Genomic DNA, 15,125 nt, shown 5'->3' with positions numbered 1-15,125 from the left:
ACACAGCCCCATGAAAAAATCAGGCCTGCTTATATTGTTGGTTATTTTCATCAGCAACAGCACCACTGCGCAACAAATTAAAAAACCCGATGGCCGTAGTGTCTCTGTTACAGCCATTAATCAAATAGTAAAAAAATTAATGGATACCGCCGACGTTACCGGTTTACAGCTGGGTATCATTAACAGCAATAAACCCGTATTTGTACATAGTTACGGGTACAAAAACAAAGCATTAAACCTGTATAACGATACCCGTACCTGTTTTTATGCGGCATCGCTCGCTAAGCCTTTATTTGGTTATATCGTGATGCACCTGGTCGATCAGAAAAAAATAGATCTGGATAAACCCCTGTACCAATACCTTCCCAAGCCGTTGCCCGACTATGATAATTACAAAGACCTGACCGGCGACAACCGCTGGAAACTGATAACCGCACGCATGTGCCTCGCCCATACAACCGGGTTCCCAAACTGGCGCGCGTTTAGTCCGCACAATAACCACAAACTCGAAATATTTTTTACGCCCGGAACAAAGTACAGTTACTCGGGCGAAGGTATACAACTGCTGCAGTTTGTTGTTGAAACCATTACCGGTACACCGCTCCAGGTACTTGCCCGCCAAATTGTATTTAAACCATTTGGGATGACGAGGAGCGATTATATATGGCAACCCGGCTTTGAAACAGATTACGCTTTGGGTCATGATTTAAATGGTGATACTATAGCGAAAAACAGGTATGTTCAGGCCTATGCCGCAGGCTCGATGGAAACAACAGTGACCGATTATACCGGCTTTGTAGCAGCGCTAATGCAAGGCAAGGGCTTATCAGTAACATCAAAACACATGATATTTACGCCGCAGGTTATTATCAAATCAAAACGGCAGGTTGACGCTCCCGACTCGTCAACCGTTAATTACAATAAAGATATTCAGCTTGCTTATGGTTTGGGTTGGGGCCTGTTTAATACCCCTTACGGGAAAGCGTTTTTTAAAGAGGGCCATTTAGATGGTTGGGTGCATTATGTCATCGGTTTCCCGGATAAAAAGATCGCGCTGGTCATCATGTGCAACAGCAGCAGTGGCGAAAGCATTTTTAAAGAACTGGTTGAAAAATTAACCGGAGTAACCATCCCCTGGTATTGGGAAAACTATATACCTTACCGGCAAAACGTTAAGTTACCCATATCCACACTGCAGCAATACGTTGGCGAATACGACGGTAAATTAAAGGCTATCGTATCACTGGTAAACGGGCGGCTAAAGGTCGAATCGCCAACGGTTCATTTAGGCAAAACAAACCTGTATGCTCAAAACGACCATCATTTCTTTTTAAAGATCATGGAAACCGATATTGATTTTGTGAAAGACGCCACCGGAAAAATAATTAAAATAGTATTGAACGATGAGGGCGAACACTATGAGCTTACCAAAGTAAAATGATTAAGCCTTCTGCGGTTTTATGGTTTGTTGGTGACAACACCATAGTTGTTCGGAAGATTAGGTTTGATATCAAAACTCCTTCTGGGGAAAGGTGCGGATGATAGTAAAGTGGTGGGAAGGGGTTATTCTGCGGATGCGCAGATCCCTCCACTCTCTAAAGTGTCCTCATTTCAGTGGCCGGACCACTGCCACCCAATAACCGCTATCCTTTCTTTGCCGGATCGGTATGAGGTGCGGGCGCATGTTTCTTTGTTGTATCGGTATGATGTGCAGGCGCAGGAAGGGTTTCTTTTTTAACAAACTTATCCTTTTTGTCAAATACAAGTTTAAATTTCTCCTGACCTTTAGAAACATAAACGTCGGTATAAGAAACTTTGCTGTCCTTATCCTGTTCCTGCATTGCTTTATCGACAGCGTATCCCCCGAAGTTTTTTCCGATGTACTTCTGGATGTCCTTAGGCAATTCTTTAAAGCTTAGCTGATAAACATTTTGAGCATTTACAGTTACCATCCCAATGAAAACTGCAATAATTGTGATAAACATTCTTTTCATTTTTTTGAGTTTAGAGTAATATATTTAAAATTAACGAAACCATATAACAAAATCAAATCTTTTTAGTTAAAAGTTCCCACGCGTCGGTCTAAGTTTAATGTCTTCGCTCCGGTAAGTGTCCCGTTTATGGCTTTAGAACAAGCGAATCATGTATAACCGCTCTGCCAATCGTACATTGCTTTGTTCCAATAAAGCGCGAAAAGAGAAAATCCGACATCCGAAATCAAAAGGAGATCAGCCCGGAAAGCTGATCAAGAGCTGCGTTAGCCTGCTACGATCTTTTCTGCTCATAGCCGGATAAACTGGTAAATAAACCAATTTATCCAATATCAGCTCTTCAGGATCAGAAATAACCGCCGCCTTGCTTAAACTGATCAGGCTGGATGCTTTTTGTGAGGCGTCAAAACCATTGTTCCGCAAATAATTGATCAGCCCATCCGGGTTATTCGTTTCTACAGGCATTACCCAGTAAGTGTGCCTTTTGTTTAGAAAGCCGATTTTATAATTATCCGGAATTTTTTGCAAAACATCACTCGCCAATTGCATTCTGGAGGTTACCTGCCCCTGACGAAAATTACTGAGCTTTTTACGGAGAAGTTTTTGATTTGCGATACAGGGCCGCCGCCTGATCTGTTTAAATACATCGTCGCCGGGGAAACCTTTTGTAAAGCCATCCAGCACATCTTCAAAATCTTTTCCCATGGCGATCACTAAATTGTAAAAGCTTGTATAAATAACTTTATTAGTGAGTAGCTTTACAAAAGCTGTTTTACAAAGCTTTTTGAAGTATCCCGCAGTATCTTGTTTAGCGTATTGCTCATTACGCAAAGCCACCTTTGCATATAATTGTCTATCTTTAATTGTGATCATAGCACCGCTGGCAGCCGTATTGGTTTTAATAAAACCAAAACTAAACATCACCACGTCCGATGCCGGGTTTCCTTCATACATGTTACCTGCATAGGCCTGCGCGCAATCCTCAAATATAATCAGGTTATGTTTTTGGGCTATGGCAATTATCGCTTCAGTTTCCATAATTCCACCAAAAAGATGAGTGATCAGTATGGCTTTTGTAACAGGTGTAATAGCGGCTTCAACCGCCTTGGCTGATATATTTAATGTATGCTTGTTAACTGCAATGGGAACAGACGCTAAGTTATGGCCGGTAATAATGCTAAACATGTCTGGTATATTAATATTAGTCACCAAAATTTCGGAGCCGGGCGGAAAACTCAAACTGCTTAGTACAAGGTCAAACCCTGTCCGTACCGAAAGACAGATCAGTTTATTGTCCTGCTGATCTATATCAGGCTTTTGGGCCCTAAAATAATCGGTAAGGCAGTAATAACCTCCCAAAATCAAATCCTTATAACTGATATATAATTTTCCTCTGGGTATCATGTTAAAATTTGCATATGCTATAATTATAATTGAAAGTAATGATATATTAGCATAACCTATGCGCTTAAAACAAAAGCTACCTGTAACCTACCTGCTATTTACTTTTAACGGCCGCTTATCAAAAGGGGCCTTTTGGTTAGCTTCCCTGTTTTACTGGTGCACCTTTTATGTGTTATATAATTTGTTATTGTTTGCCATAGGCGAAGGCGCTACGTTTATTCTTTACCCGTTATTATTCTGGATCATCGCGGCCACTTCCATCAAACGCCTGCACGATCAGAATTATTCGGGCTATTGGCTATTTGCCGTTTTGATCCCGGTACTTGGCCCATTGTGGCTGATATGGCGGTTAGGATTTAAAAAAGGGAATTATATGGCAAACCGGTATGGCTCGGTGCCAGGTTCAGCCCCCGATTATTTGAAAAATGACGAAGGCAAAGAGATCCCGCATCTTAAATCCGATGAGCGCATTATTGATGATGTGACCCGGCTAAATCCGGTATTGGTTGCTAAAATAGTGCGGCCAACCTCGGTTGATGAGGTTTGCGACATTGTTAAAAACACGTCCGGACCTATCTCGGTAGGCGGTGGGCGTTTCAGTATGGGCGGGCAAACCGCAAGCCCCCATAGCGTGCATATTGATATGCGCTGCATGAATAAAATACTGGAGTTTTCGGCAACAGATAAATTGATCAAAGTACAAACCGGTATTCGCTGGTGCGATATTCAGCAATATATCGACGAGCACGATCTAAGTATCAAGATCATGCAAACCTATGCCAATTTTACTGTTGGTGGTGCTCTAAGCGTAAATGCACATGGGCGGTACATGGGGATGGGGCCGGTTGTGTTATCGGTACGCTCCATTGATGTCGTATTGGCCAATGGTTCATTGGTACATGCTACCCCAACAGAAAACCAGGAGGTATTCTTTGGCGCGATAGGCGGCTATAACGGTATTGGCATCATCGTACAGGCCGAATTAGAGCTGGCCGATAATCTCGCCATTAAACGCATCCATAAAAAGATGATGGTAGAAGAATATAAAGGGTATTTCTTTAAAACCATCCGCGATAATCCACAGGTAGTTTTCCATAATGGCGATATCTACCCGCCAAAATATAAACACCTGCGCGCAGTAAGCTGGATCGAGACTGATGAAAAGCCAACAGTTAAAACACGGCTAATGCCGCTAAAAGAATCTTATCCGCTGGAAAGATACTTTTTGTGGGCATTTACCGAAAGGCCGTTGGGCAAGCCCTACCGCGAGTTTATAATTGACCCCTTGCTATTTAGAGGCAAAAAGATCCATTGGCGCAACTACGAAGCCGGTTACGATGTTGCCGAGCTGGAGCCTAAATCAAGGATCAATAGCACTTATGTATTATTGGAATATTTTGTGCCGGTTCATCGTTTTGAGGAATTTGAAAAGGCCATGGCCGAAATATTTATTCGTTTTAATGTAAATGTGCTCAATGTCTCTATCCGCCACGCCAAAGCCGATCCGGGTACTTACCTGGCCTGGGCACGTGAAGAGGTATTTGCTTTTGTAGTTTACTACAAGCAGCGAACAGATGCGGCATCAAAACATGCAGTTGCCGTTTGGACCCGTGAACTGGCTGATGCAGTTACAGCTGTAAATGGCGCTTACTATCTGCCATACCAGGTACATCCAACCCCAACGCAATTTCATAAAGCATATCCCAACGCCCAAAAGTTATTTGATCTGAAAGCCCGACTTGATCCTGATTTTAAATTCAGGAACATATTTTGGGATACCTACTATAAACCATTAAAACCATATAACAATGGCTAATACATCCGAATTTAAAGCAGTATTTAACGATACCAAATGGAGTGATGATTTTTACCGCTTTTTGCAGGTGATATTTCATTTGTACCCCGAGGATAAATTTCATCAGCTGATCAAAGAAGAAACCGCTGCCGGTAAAACCGACGAGGATATCTACAGGTCGGTACAAAGCAAACTAAAGACGATCAAGCCATTTTTATCAGAGCTTACTTATGCCTTACCCGCCCTCAAAAAACAAAAAAAAGAGATAGTACGGCAAACGCTTGAATTATTGGGCGGCGTAAAACAGATCAACGGCTATGCCGAGATTGGCTCTACTGGCAGGTATATAAGCCGGTTAAAAAAGGAAACAAAAGTTACCGGCCCGATATATCTGATAAATGACCTGGCGCCAACCAATTCACCGGGAGACATTATGGAACGCGGTCAGTTAGGTAAGTTGGGCACCTTTGTAGATATTAACGGTTATGATCCCATTAGTAGTTCAGTTATCCCCGATGCCAGCCTGGATGTAGTTACCTGCTATATCGGTTTACACCATTGCCCGGTTGCAAAATTGGATGAATTTGTAAGATCGATCTATCGTATCCTGCGGCCCGGCGGCTCCTTTATTATCCGCGATCATAATGTAAAAACGCCAGAAATGGCCACCTTTGTTTCGTTAGTGCATACCGTATTCAATGTAGGCTTGAACGAGACCTGGGAGTTTGAAGCCAAAGACTTTAAGAATTTTAAACCTGCAGATGAATGGGCGGCAATTATTGAAAAAGCCGGGTTTAAAGATGCTGGTAAACGGGTACTACAAGACAAAGACCCCTCCGATAATACCTTAATGTTATTTACCAAAGTATAAGGATGAAAAGGCTAAGGATACTGACATTAGTTGCGTTGCTGCTGGCAATAGTAACATTTGCTGTTAAAAACAGGAAGCCATCCACCCTACCTGCGGGAAAAGGTTTATTGGTTGATAAATCCTGGTTAATCAGCGATCAGCATCCGCTAACGCCGCAAAAAGATATCCGACCGCCCGATCAAACTTTTCTTACCTATCCCGAATGGTTCCTGGTATTTAGCCCGGCTGAACAGGCAGAGTATTTTAAAACGCATACGTCAACCACGTTCCCATACCTAAAACATGTCGACCAGCTATGGGGTGGCTATGGGGTGATGTACGATCAGATCAAAGGCAATTATCCATTCAACACCGGCTACCATGTTATGATTATAGTTATTGCAGGCAGCACTACAGTAGAATACAGCATCAAATCATTTTACGAAACCATTATTGGCCGGATAACCGATACCAACCCGGACGAAGAAATGACTGCCGAGGATAAATTTAATGCAGCCTATGAGCACAGCTATGTGAAATTTATTGAAGCTTTGCCCTGGTATGAATATGATTTTAATCACCAGCTTAAAACCTTGTGGAGCAACACTTCATTATCCGGCCCACATTTGCTGCGTAAACTGGAAAGACGCTATTATCTCACAACCGAACTCCTGATCAAAAGTGGCTATGGCTGGCTGATAGGACTTGGCACTAAATCGGCTTATGAAACAGCTTCATTGCAAACTCATGTAGTTGTGCGCCATCTCCCTGCTGATATGCAACAGTCGATCAGTGGTTTCGATGGCGATAAGAATGTAAAAGCAATAGAAGGAACAAATATGGTACACGCCGACCTGCCCCGATACGCTGATTTTAATGCAGCAGCAAGTCGACTGGCGAACATAGGTGCAGGATTTGTAGAAATTGCCGGCAATAAAGGTGCTATTATGCTTACTGTTTTAACCAATAAGCCTTTGCCTTACAATGCAAATTATAAAATATTATTTACCCAACCCATTATAACCAAACCTGGTTTAAACCGGATAGCTTTGGTAACCACGGTAGGTAATTTAAGCAAAACTATAAGGCAATTTTCGAATGATAAAATTAGCATTGAGCATATATACGATTATTAACTTCATCGCCTTCGCGCGGGGTTGATGAAATCTTTGAATAGTAACATCTGTTTCACAATTTCAAATATTCATTTTGCCTCAAATCAAAATTTTATAATTTTACAGCCCTTACGGGATGTAGCGTAGCCCGGTATCGCGCCAGCATGGGGTGCTGGAGGTCGTGGGTTCGAATCCCGCCATCCCGACACCGGAAAATAAAAAGCTCTGATAATTATCAGGGCTTTTTTTTGTATTTTTCGTATCCAATCTATTTAATTAGTACTATTAATTTGATTTGCAATTTACAGTGATCTGAAATGTTAAACTCAAACAGCGTAGTGCACACTTTTTGTACTTACGAAATCAAAAGACATACGTTTAAGCCTTATGTATTTCGATGGACAAAATTTCATGAAGACAATTCGGATTTTCCGGAGATACAAGTTAACATTGCGGAGGGGGAGCTGATAATTTGCTCAACAATTATTGATTCAGACAACTATAGTATACTGACAACCCAACGTATTATTACCAAAGAGAGCAATGTGGAAGAAATAAGGTACATGACAAATGCAATATCTTATCATATGCCTTTAAATTATAAATTTGAAAAGTTTGGCTATATTTTTGGATCTATCAAATTCCGAAATGGCGATGAGACCAAATACTTTTTAGAAACTGGTAAGGCCTCAATGGTGATGGTATACGGAATCAAAACTTTGATCTGGTCTCAACAACTTACAGATGCGCAAATGGTGAATTTGATGAGGATTTGGGATAAGCGAGCTAACAGTTAAGACGATCGTTGGGCTTCACAACACAAAAGCCCCGAAGATTATCCCGGGGGCTTTTGTTAGGCAATAGCAGCAATGCTTAAAACGCGGTATCGCGAATTAATTTTTCTTTCTGCTCCCCATTATAAGTAGCCGCAGCCGCCTATGTGTTTGTTAAACAACTCGGTGGCTATTGTATAAGGGCTGATGGGGGTACCACCGCTTAAAGGTGTTATCCCGAATAGCGCAAAATAAGCAGCAATGTGCTGGTACAGCATTTCGGCAACAAAATCACACAATCCGCTCGGCACATCCGATTTTTGCGGCGGAACCGGGCAGTCATAGCCTGTTATCAATGATGGCTGAATAAATTTTCCGGTAAATTGAGTTGTCGCATTCAAATCCATCGGATAATATGGATTTTTGCCCGAGTTATAGATATCGATCCCTCTGATCGCCTGGGTGATCACACACTTTACGTAATCAGGCGTCGGTAAACCATTGGAGGCGTAAATGCTGTCGATCTGATTGAGATAAGTGGTACTCCAGGCTTGCGGAACAACATCCAGCGAGTTCCATATTTTGCAATTATACTGCTGCCACGCCGGGTTATTGCCACTGCCGGTAGCCTGAAACGAGCTGTGAAAATAATTGGTATAGTCAACGTTGCCAACGTCGGGGCCGGCAGTTGCGTAAACCTGAGCTACCCATTTTTGCGTATTAACAGTATTGTTATACAACCCGGGGCTTAAAGTGGTTGACGAGCCAAATAACGCCAGGGCTACCGCAGGGGCCAATCCGCCGCCCAGACTGTGGCCGGTAAACGTAACGGTAATGCCCGCGCCCGTTAGCGATTGAAAAAAGCTTTGCAGGGTACCGTACTTAGCATCCTTTAAACCTAAAATGATCGACACGCCTATAGCCGTACCTTTAGCCGTTGCGGGGCTGGTACCTTTAGGGCTGCCATATTGCCAATTAGTAAGGGTGAGCATTTCGCCATCTTCAACCGAAGCATCAAAAGCCGAGGTTGGTTTGGTACCAGCAATAGCCACCGTATAGGCGTTGGCTGCTGTTTGAAAAACTACCACCGTATTGGTAGCAGTGGCATTGTACGATGTGATCACCCCTTTGTTGCTCGTGGTATCAATGTCGGTAGTATCCACGAAAACCGCGGGTCCCCAAACATTAGTTATACCTGCCGGAAGCCCAAAATCCGTCAACAGGGTTGGGATGTCAGTATTTAACTGTGCCTCCATTAATTGTTCCGCCTGCGCCTGTATCGCAGTAAGCGTATCCGGGGTCGGCGGAGTCCGGTTTTCCAGGTCGGCGGCCATGTTGGATATAATTGATAATCCAAACGTTTGTGAAAATTGATTCATGATTTGATATGGGTTTTAAGTTTCTGATGACCAAATCTATGGCGGAAAATTATGATCAAAAGAAGCTCTGAAAGGGTATCATGTTCGGATTTCTGACGTTGGAACAAGCAAATTTTAACCAAAAATTAAATATTGGCTGAGTAAGCTATACGGCCATATCCGCACTGGCATTACTTGTGCTTTTTGCGGATATTTTTTGAATATATTCGGTAGGATTATGGCCGGTTTGTTTTTTAAAAGCCATAAAGAAGGTAGTACGCGATGCAAAACCAGCTTCTTTTGCTAAGCCTTCGAGGCTAAGTTCGCGCCAGTTGTTATTTAAAAAGCGGGTTAACAAATAATTTACCCGGTAAGTATTAATAAAATCAGTAAACCGTTGGTCAAAATGGTGGTTGAGCACGTATGATACATGACGCGGCGAAATACCTACCCCCACAGCCAGATCATTAACGGTAATACCCTGCCGCCTGAAAAAACTATGCGTTTGGATGTAATGCTCAATGATTTCGGCATAGCTGCTTACCAGTTCTGTATTTAAAGCCGATTCTTTTTCGCCTGTGGTATAAGCCAGCGTTGTATCTCTGTAGTTGTTGAGTGTTTTAATAGGGTCCTCTGTAACCCTGTCCTTAACATCGCCGGCAACGGTTAACTGTGCAAGCGGCACAGAATTGATGTTATATAAAATTTCGGGAAAGAAAAACAGGAGCAGGCTTACCCCCAAAAAACTTAACGCGCAACCCATAAATGGGATCCGGATCACGGCAAAAAGGTCCATATCTCTGGTCATATGACTAATGCCCAAAACAGTGGCAACAGCCAGGTTGATATAGGCCAATGTTAAAAACGCTGCGAAAACCACCAGCCACCTTTTTAACATAACCGGCATAACCGTTTGGTTGTTGGATTTTATTGCGGGCAAAATTAATCGCCATTGCAATATCACATAAATGATGCCTTCGATGGGCCGTAAAATAAAATGCCATGAGTTTGAAACAAGACCAATTTTGCAGTAAAAAACGTTGTAATAACTTTGGCTTACCCAATCCACCAGTTTTTGCTTGGTTTGCATATCGGCAAAATAAAAGGGGCTAAGCGCCAAAAAGCAGAGGATGGCCGGTAAAAAAAGTAGCCAATCAAATTTTGAAAAACCAATTTGCTGCTTTATCAATGCCCTCGTATGTAAATATCCAAATACCGGCGTAGCATAATAAAGCGGGATGCCTAAACCATAGATGGCCGTGAGGTGCTTTATCCACCCGGTCATTGCAAATTGTATGGTGGCAGCATACCAAATAAAACCCAGGAAAGTAACGCTCAATAGCCGGTTAGCATAAATTTTTTTACTCTTACGGATAAAAAGAATAATACAAGCCAGCAGGCTAAAAAAAATACTCCCTAAAATAACAAGGTTGCCCAGGCTAATCATTTTACTGATGCGTAATGTTGGTTTATAACTACCTGCCAATCCAACAAACCAGATTGGTTTACAATTGCTTATTAACACAACAAGCGCATTCACAAAAAAATGAGGGGCGTGCAAAACGTCGCAATTTCGATGTTAAATTAAATAATAAATCAATATGGCAATATTTATTTATTATTAACATTATGCATTTTTTAAGGATATCACATACTTACAAACTCATATAGTTTATCAATATCCTCTCCGCTGCCATTTAAACAGTTAAGCCACTTTTCCATACCCACAGCATATGAACATGGCCCGCAGGTAAAAATTCTGACCGGCCGTGTTTTCGATTCGTTTTTTAATAGCTGCAGCACCTCGTACAAAATATCGCCATTAAAAGGTGTATACATAAAAAACACCGTTCCGGTCGAATAGTCGGCTTCGCGGGCATCCGCGTTCATAAACGCAACATCTGCTAAGTTTAATTGCGATGCCTGTGTTTGTGCGTAATCATTGTAAGCAGGTTCATACTCTACTCCGTAAGCCTTACACCCACAAATCAAATTGATCAGCATCACTGCCTGGCCCAGGCCCGATCCCAAATCAAAAAACACATCATCCTTATTCATCTTTGCCAGTTCGCTCAACTCAAATATTATCCTCGCAGGTATTTTTTGATAAAAAACCATTTCAGATTCACGTTGTACCGTAGCTTCGGGAGCAGCTTGTTCAGATAACAAACCATTGATAAAAAGATCCAGGTTATCATAACCCACCCCACCGTTCCGGGTAAGATCACCAACGTTGTACCCCAGGTGAGCATCAACCATTTTTTTGAAAGATCCATTACGATAAATACCCTGTTTTATATTTTCCCGAAGCTGCTTAAACAACCCCGCATTGATCTGTTCAAGTTCGTTTCTAACCTTTTCGGCATATTGCTTTAGTTTATGGAGCTCGCCGGATTGCTCCACCTGTTGCAGCAAACCTTCAATCCTGTCAACAACATGAAAGTCGATAAAATCTATAGCATCAGTACGAGCGCTAAAATTTAGCTCTTCATAAAGCGCATGGTTTATCTCGGTGTCCCGGATATCTGCTTCTATTTCGGAAATAAGTGGTTGATTCATGTTAAGCCAAAGATAAGGCATCAAGGCTTTTTACCGAGCTTTTCGATCTTCTTTTGGATCGTTTGCTGATCTGTTTTTGTTTTAGCCATAGCGAAGGCCGTTTCTAAATGTGCTTTTGCCTGGCCATTATCAATGCCGGTATAAAGCTCTCCCAGCAGCACATAATAAAAATGGTTGCCGGTAAGTTTCAGTTTTTCGGCTTCGGTAATGGCTTCCGGCTTACCATTAGCTTTGGATAGGGCATAGGTGCGGTTAAGTGCCGCAATGGGCGAATATTCGATTTGTAATAACCGGTTGTAGAGTTGCAAAATGGTTTCCCATTTTTGTTTGGTATCGGTTTTTTGCGTGCTCCAATAAGCAATAGCGGCTTCCAAATGATACTTTGAAAGCTGATTTCCGGTTGATGCCCGGTTTAAAAAGTAGCCGCCCTTGCTCATCAGTTCAACGTCCCACAAACGGGTATCCTGATCATCGTACAAAACCAGTTCGCCATCTTTATCAATACGCGCGTTTAACCGCGATGCCTGGAAATACATCAGCGAAAGCAAAGCGCTTACCGGGGGCTTATCAGTAACTTTATTTTCAACAAGCATATTGCAAAGTCTGATGGCCTCAAAGCACAATTCCTTCCGGATGGTTTGATCCCGGCTAACGGAATAATACCCTTCGCTGAACAGTAAATACAAGGTAGTTAACACATTATTGAGGCGTTGTTCCGTTTCCTTGACCCCCGGAAATTCGATCCTCACTTTTTCTTCGCGCAGTTTTTCTTTAGCCCTGAATAAGCGTTTATTGATCGTTTCTTTGTTAGTTAAAAAGGCTTCAGCAATTTCAGTAATGCCAAACCCGCAAAGTATCCGCAGCGCTAAACCTATCCGGGCTTCGGCGGGGATAACCGGGCTGCAAATAGCAAACATCATTTGCAACTGGCTATCATTGATGTTTTGTGCCGACAGGTCGATATCATTCTCATGAATGCCATCGTAAACTTGTTGCAGCTCGGGCGAGATCTTGTTTTGGTAGAGCAAGCTGCGTTGCAAATAATTTTTGGCCTTGTTTTTAGCCACGCTATACAGCCACGCTGTGGGGTTGGGTGGGATGCCGTTTAAGGGCCAGCTTTGCGTTGCCGCCAAAAAGGTATCGCCGGCAATATCTTCGGCAGTTTCTACCTGGTCAAAACCAAACTTTTTGGCCAGTACAGCAACTATTTTGCTGTATTCTGTACGGAATAAGTGGGGTAATAACTCCTGCTGTTCCATTTTATAAGGGCCTGTATATCTTAAGCTTACAGCAATGATCAAAGAGGAAGGAGCAAGGAATAAGGATTCTGAAAGCGTCTTTGATCCTTATTCCTTGTTCTTTTATCTATTTTATAACGTTAATGTGTTCCGTCGTTTTTGGCAATGCGGCGTACTTCCATGGTATTGCCTTCACCTTGCAGCACCGGGCTGCCTTTTGCAAATTCAATGGCCTCGTCCATACTTTCGGCCCGTACTATCATTAAACCGCCTATAGTTTCTTTGATCTCGCCAAAAGGGCCATCTGTTACTACTTTATCATGGCTTACAACTTTGGCATCGGCAAACAACAGGCCGGTGCCGCTAACAAATTTGTTTTGTGCGGCAATGCCGCCAATCCAATCCATGGTTTGTTTCATCCAAATCTGCATCTGCTCGGGCGAAGCTATCTTGCTGCCATCCTCATGCCTCATAATTAATGCGTACTCGTCCATCTTTTTTAATTTTATTGTTAATGAATATAATAATTAATTGACCACATATCAATCGGGTTAAACCTAATTGGACAAAACCCATAAAATTTATTTAGTGCCGCTTGTTTATTCTTAATATTTAAATGTATTATTAATCATATATTTAGTTTATGAAAAACCTTGGCGCCTTTATATTACTCCTTATTGCCTGTAGCTTCCAGATCGGCAAGGCTCAGTCCAAACAATCAGCAACCAGGAATATCCTCAGTGCATCCGATATCCACCTCGATCCGTTTTTCGATCCTTCGCTGATGGATCAACTGGTTAAGGCCAACTATAAACAATGGCCCGCCATTTTTGCTTCATCAACTATCAAACAACCTAACAGCTATAACAGTGATTCTAATTTCCCATTGTTCGTATCGGCTATAGCGGCCATGAAAAAACAAAACCCATCGCCGGCTTTTATTATCCTTACCGGCGATTTTTTATGCCACAGTTTCCAGAGTAATTATGCCAAATACGCGCCGCAATATCCCGATTCGGTACAGTCGTTCACTTCAAAAACCATCCAGGTAATGGCGCTGATGTTCGACAAATATTTTCCAAAAAGCATTGTTTTACCCGTATTAGGCAACAACGATTCGTACTGCGGCGATTATATGATTGATCCAGGCGGCCCGTTTTTGAGCATATTCGCCAAAGCATGGGCACCATTGCAACGCAACCATAACAAAGCTTTAGATAAGGCTTTTATTGCCCAGTTTAGCAAAGGCGGATATTATACCTATAATCTGAAAGATGGCTCAGGAGGAAAAATGGTTATGTTAAATACTATTTTTTTTTCTATCAATTATGACAATAGGTGCGAAACACACCCGGCCCACCCCGCTGCCGACGAATTAAACTGGCTTGGCGGTATCCTTAAATCGGATGCGCAAAAAAAGAATAAGTTATGGCTTGCGGCGCATATCCCACCGGGTATCGATGTCAATAAAACCATTAACGGCAAAGGTACCTGTGCTCAAAATGTGCGCACCATGTGGAACGACTCATGCAACACCGTGTTCCAGGCAATGGTGATCAAATATGCCGCTACAATTACCGCCGGTTTTGCTGGCCATACCCATATGGACGATTTCAGGTTATTGTATGATACCAAAGGCACGCCAGTATATTTTATGCATATTACGCCTGCTGTAAGTCCGCTATTTGGCAATAACCCCGGCTTTCAAAGTTTAACGTACAACAAAGCATCGTTTAAGCTGCTCAATTCAAAAACCTACTATTACAATCTTAATGCAGCTACTCCGGCCTGGGTATTTGAGTACGATTTTCAAAAGACCTATGGTATAACCGGCATTAACCCGGCAAGCCTGGACGCGGTACGCAAAAAGATCTTATCGACACCGGCTTGTTTAACCAGCTATATCAATTATTATGATATGAGCAATCCAAAGCTCGATGGCATCAACAACCAAAACTGGAAAGCCTACTGGTGCGCAACCGGTAATTTAACAGCGGCAACATACACCAACTGTTATTGCGGCGGCGTACTTAAATAACTTA

The 15,125-nt window shown here is 42.4% G+C and carries 13 protein-coding genes and 1 tRNA gene; 7 read left to right on the top strand and 7 right to left on the bottom strand.

Translation table 11 applies throughout. From position 1 onward, the window contains the following. Positions 1–10: 10 nt before the first annotated feature. On the top strand, positions 11–1,441 hold the full coding sequence (locus ACFGVR_RS06615) for a serine hydrolase domain-containing protein (protein WP_448701928.1): 1,431 nt from the start codon (positions 11–13) through the stop codon (positions 1,439–1,441). A 202-nt stretch (positions 1,442–1,643) separates the two neighbouring features. Here ACFGVR_RS06615 and ACFGVR_RS06610 read toward each other — a convergent pair whose 3' ends face one another. Together ACFGVR_RS06610 and ACFGVR_RS06605 are read right to left on the bottom strand one after the other, a co-directional pair. Next, on the bottom strand, positions 1,644–1,994 hold the full coding sequence (locus tag ACFGVR_RS06610; RefSeq protein ID WP_448701927.1) for a hypothetical protein: 351 nt from the start codon (positions 1,992–1,994) through the stop codon (positions 1,644–1,646). Between the two features lie 234 nt (positions 1,995–2,228). Then, positions 2,229–3,395 carry a DegT/DnrJ/EryC1/StrS family aminotransferase gene (locus tag ACFGVR_RS06605; RefSeq protein WP_448701926.1) on the bottom strand — a complete coding sequence of 389 codons (1,167 nt, stop codon included), beginning with the start codon at positions 3,393–3,395 and terminating at the stop codon, positions 2,229–2,231. Positions 3,396–3,453: 58 nt separating this feature from the next. Between ACFGVR_RS06605 and ACFGVR_RS06600 the strand changes: the two genes are divergently transcribed. The 5 genes from ACFGVR_RS06600 to ACFGVR_RS06580 all read left to right on the top strand — a co-directional run bounded on the left by ACFGVR_RS06600 (position 3,454) and on the right by ACFGVR_RS06580 (position 7,952). After that, positions 3,454–5,211, top strand: coding sequence for an FAD-binding protein (locus tag ACFGVR_RS06600; RefSeq protein WP_448701924.1), 1,758 nt, complete (start codon positions 3,454–3,456; stop codon positions 5,209–5,211). Continuing rightward, positions 5,204–6,061 (top strand): class I SAM-dependent methyltransferase, encoded by an 858-nt coding sequence (locus ACFGVR_RS06595; RefSeq protein WP_448701922.1) that lies wholly within the window; start codon positions 5,204–5,206, stop codon positions 6,059–6,061. The genes ACFGVR_RS06600 and ACFGVR_RS06595 overlap by 8 nt, the downstream gene beginning before the upstream one ends. Before the next feature lie 2 nt (positions 6,062–6,063). Further along, on the top strand, positions 6,064–7,176 hold the full coding sequence (locus ACFGVR_RS06590; RefSeq protein WP_448701921.1) for a hypothetical protein: 1,113 nt from the start codon (positions 6,064–6,066) through the stop codon (positions 7,174–7,176). Positions 7,177–7,287: 111 nt separating this feature from the next. Continuing rightward, a tRNA-Pro gene (locus ACFGVR_RS06585) sits at positions 7,288–7,361 on the top strand. Positions 7,362–7,472: 111 nt separating this feature from the next. Continuing rightward, positions 7,473–7,952 (top strand): hypothetical protein, encoded by a 480-nt coding sequence (locus ACFGVR_RS06580; RefSeq protein ID WP_448701920.1) that lies wholly within the window; start codon positions 7,473–7,475, stop codon positions 7,950–7,952. Positions 7,953–8,071: 119 nt separating this feature from the next. Here the strand turns inward: ACFGVR_RS06580 and ACFGVR_RS06575 are convergent, their stop codons facing one another. The 5 genes from ACFGVR_RS06575 to ACFGVR_RS06555 form a co-directional block, all read right to left on the bottom strand. Next, entirely contained in the window at positions 8,072–9,307 is a 1,236-nt protein-coding gene (locus tag ACFGVR_RS06575) for a lipase family protein (RefSeq protein WP_448701919.1), read from the bottom strand. 145 nt (positions 9,308–9,452) lie between these two features. After that, the gene (locus tag ACFGVR_RS06570) at positions 9,453–10,733 is read right to left on the bottom strand and encodes a helix-turn-helix domain-containing protein (protein WP_448701918.1); all 1,281 of its coding nucleotides are present in this window, start codon (positions 10,731–10,733) and stop codon (positions 9,453–9,455) included. Positions 10,734–10,933: 200 nt separating this feature from the next. Further along, positions 10,934–11,845 carry a hypothetical protein gene (locus ACFGVR_RS06565; protein WP_448701917.1) on the bottom strand — a complete coding sequence of 304 codons (912 nt, stop codon included), beginning with the start codon at positions 11,843–11,845 and terminating at the stop codon, positions 10,934–10,936. Positions 11,846–11,865: 20 nt separating this feature from the next. After that, complete coding sequence (locus tag ACFGVR_RS06560; RefSeq protein WP_448701916.1) at positions 11,866–13,104, bottom strand: RNA polymerase sigma factor; 1,239 nt, start codon at positions 13,102–13,104, stop codon at positions 11,866–11,868. A 119-nt stretch (positions 13,105–13,223) separates the two neighbouring features. Beyond that, entirely contained in the window at positions 13,224–13,577 is a 354-nt protein-coding gene (locus ACFGVR_RS06555) for a YciI family protein (protein WP_448701914.1), read from the bottom strand. Between the two features lie 149 nt (positions 13,578–13,726). Here ACFGVR_RS06555 and ACFGVR_RS06550 point away from each other — a divergent pair, with 149 nt between their 5' ends. Then, on the top strand, positions 13,727–15,121 hold the full coding sequence (locus tag ACFGVR_RS06550) for a metallophosphoesterase (RefSeq protein ID WP_448701913.1): 1,395 nt from the start codon (positions 13,727–13,729) through the stop codon (positions 15,119–15,121). Positions 15,122–15,125: the final 4 nt, after the last annotated feature.

The sequence above is a fragment of the Mucilaginibacter aureus genome, assembly GCF_053514885.1.
This window is presented reverse-complemented; position numbering and strand designations above follow the sequence as displayed.

Bases quoted from the DNA above. Each gene is read 5' to 3' on its own strand.
- ACFGVR_RS06600 (WP_448701924.1), top strand. From the start codon at position 3,454: ATGCGCTTAAAACAAAAGCTACCTGTAACCTACCTGCTATTTACTTTT.
- ACFGVR_RS06595 (WP_448701922.1), top strand. From the start codon at position 5,204: ATGGCTAATACATCCGAATTTAAAGCAGTATTTAACGATACCAAATGG.
- ACFGVR_RS06560 (WP_448701916.1), bottom strand. From the start codon at position 13,104: ATGGAACAGCAGGAGTTATTACCCCACTTATTCCGTACAGAATACAGC.
- ACFGVR_RS06580 (WP_448701920.1), top strand. From the start codon at position 7,473: ATGTTAAACTCAAACAGCGTAGTGCACACTTTTTGTACTTACGAAATC.
- ACFGVR_RS06565 (WP_448701917.1), bottom strand. From the start codon at position 11,845: ATGAATCAACCACTTATTTCCGAAATAGAAGCAGATATCCGGGACACC.
- ACFGVR_RS06615 (WP_448701928.1), top strand. From the start codon at position 11: ATGAAAAAATCAGGCCTGCTTATATTGTTGGTTATTTTCATCAGCAAC.
- ACFGVR_RS06590 (WP_448701921.1), top strand. From the start codon at position 6,064: ATGAAAAGGCTAAGGATACTGACATTAGTTGCGTTGCTGCTGGCAATA.
- ACFGVR_RS06575 (WP_448701919.1), bottom strand. From the start codon at position 9,307: ATGAATCAATTTTCACAAACGTTTGGATTATCAATTATATCCAACATG.
- ACFGVR_RS06570 (WP_448701918.1), bottom strand. From the start codon at position 10,733: ATGATTAGCCTGGGCAACCTTGTTATTTTAGGGAGTATTTTTTTTAGC.
- ACFGVR_RS06610 (WP_448701927.1), bottom strand. From the start codon at position 1,994: ATGAAAAGAATGTTTATCACAATTATTGCAGTTTTCATTGGGATGGTA.
- ACFGVR_RS06555 (WP_448701914.1), bottom strand. From the start codon at position 13,577: ATGGACGAGTACGCATTAATTATGAGGCATGAGGATGGCAGCAAGATA.
- ACFGVR_RS06550 (WP_448701913.1), top strand. From the start codon at position 13,727: ATGAAAAACCTTGGCGCCTTTATATTACTCCTTATTGCCTGTAGCTTC.
- ACFGVR_RS06605 (WP_448701926.1), bottom strand. From the start codon at position 3,395: ATGATACCCAGAGGAAAATTATATATCAGTTATAAGGATTTGATTTTG.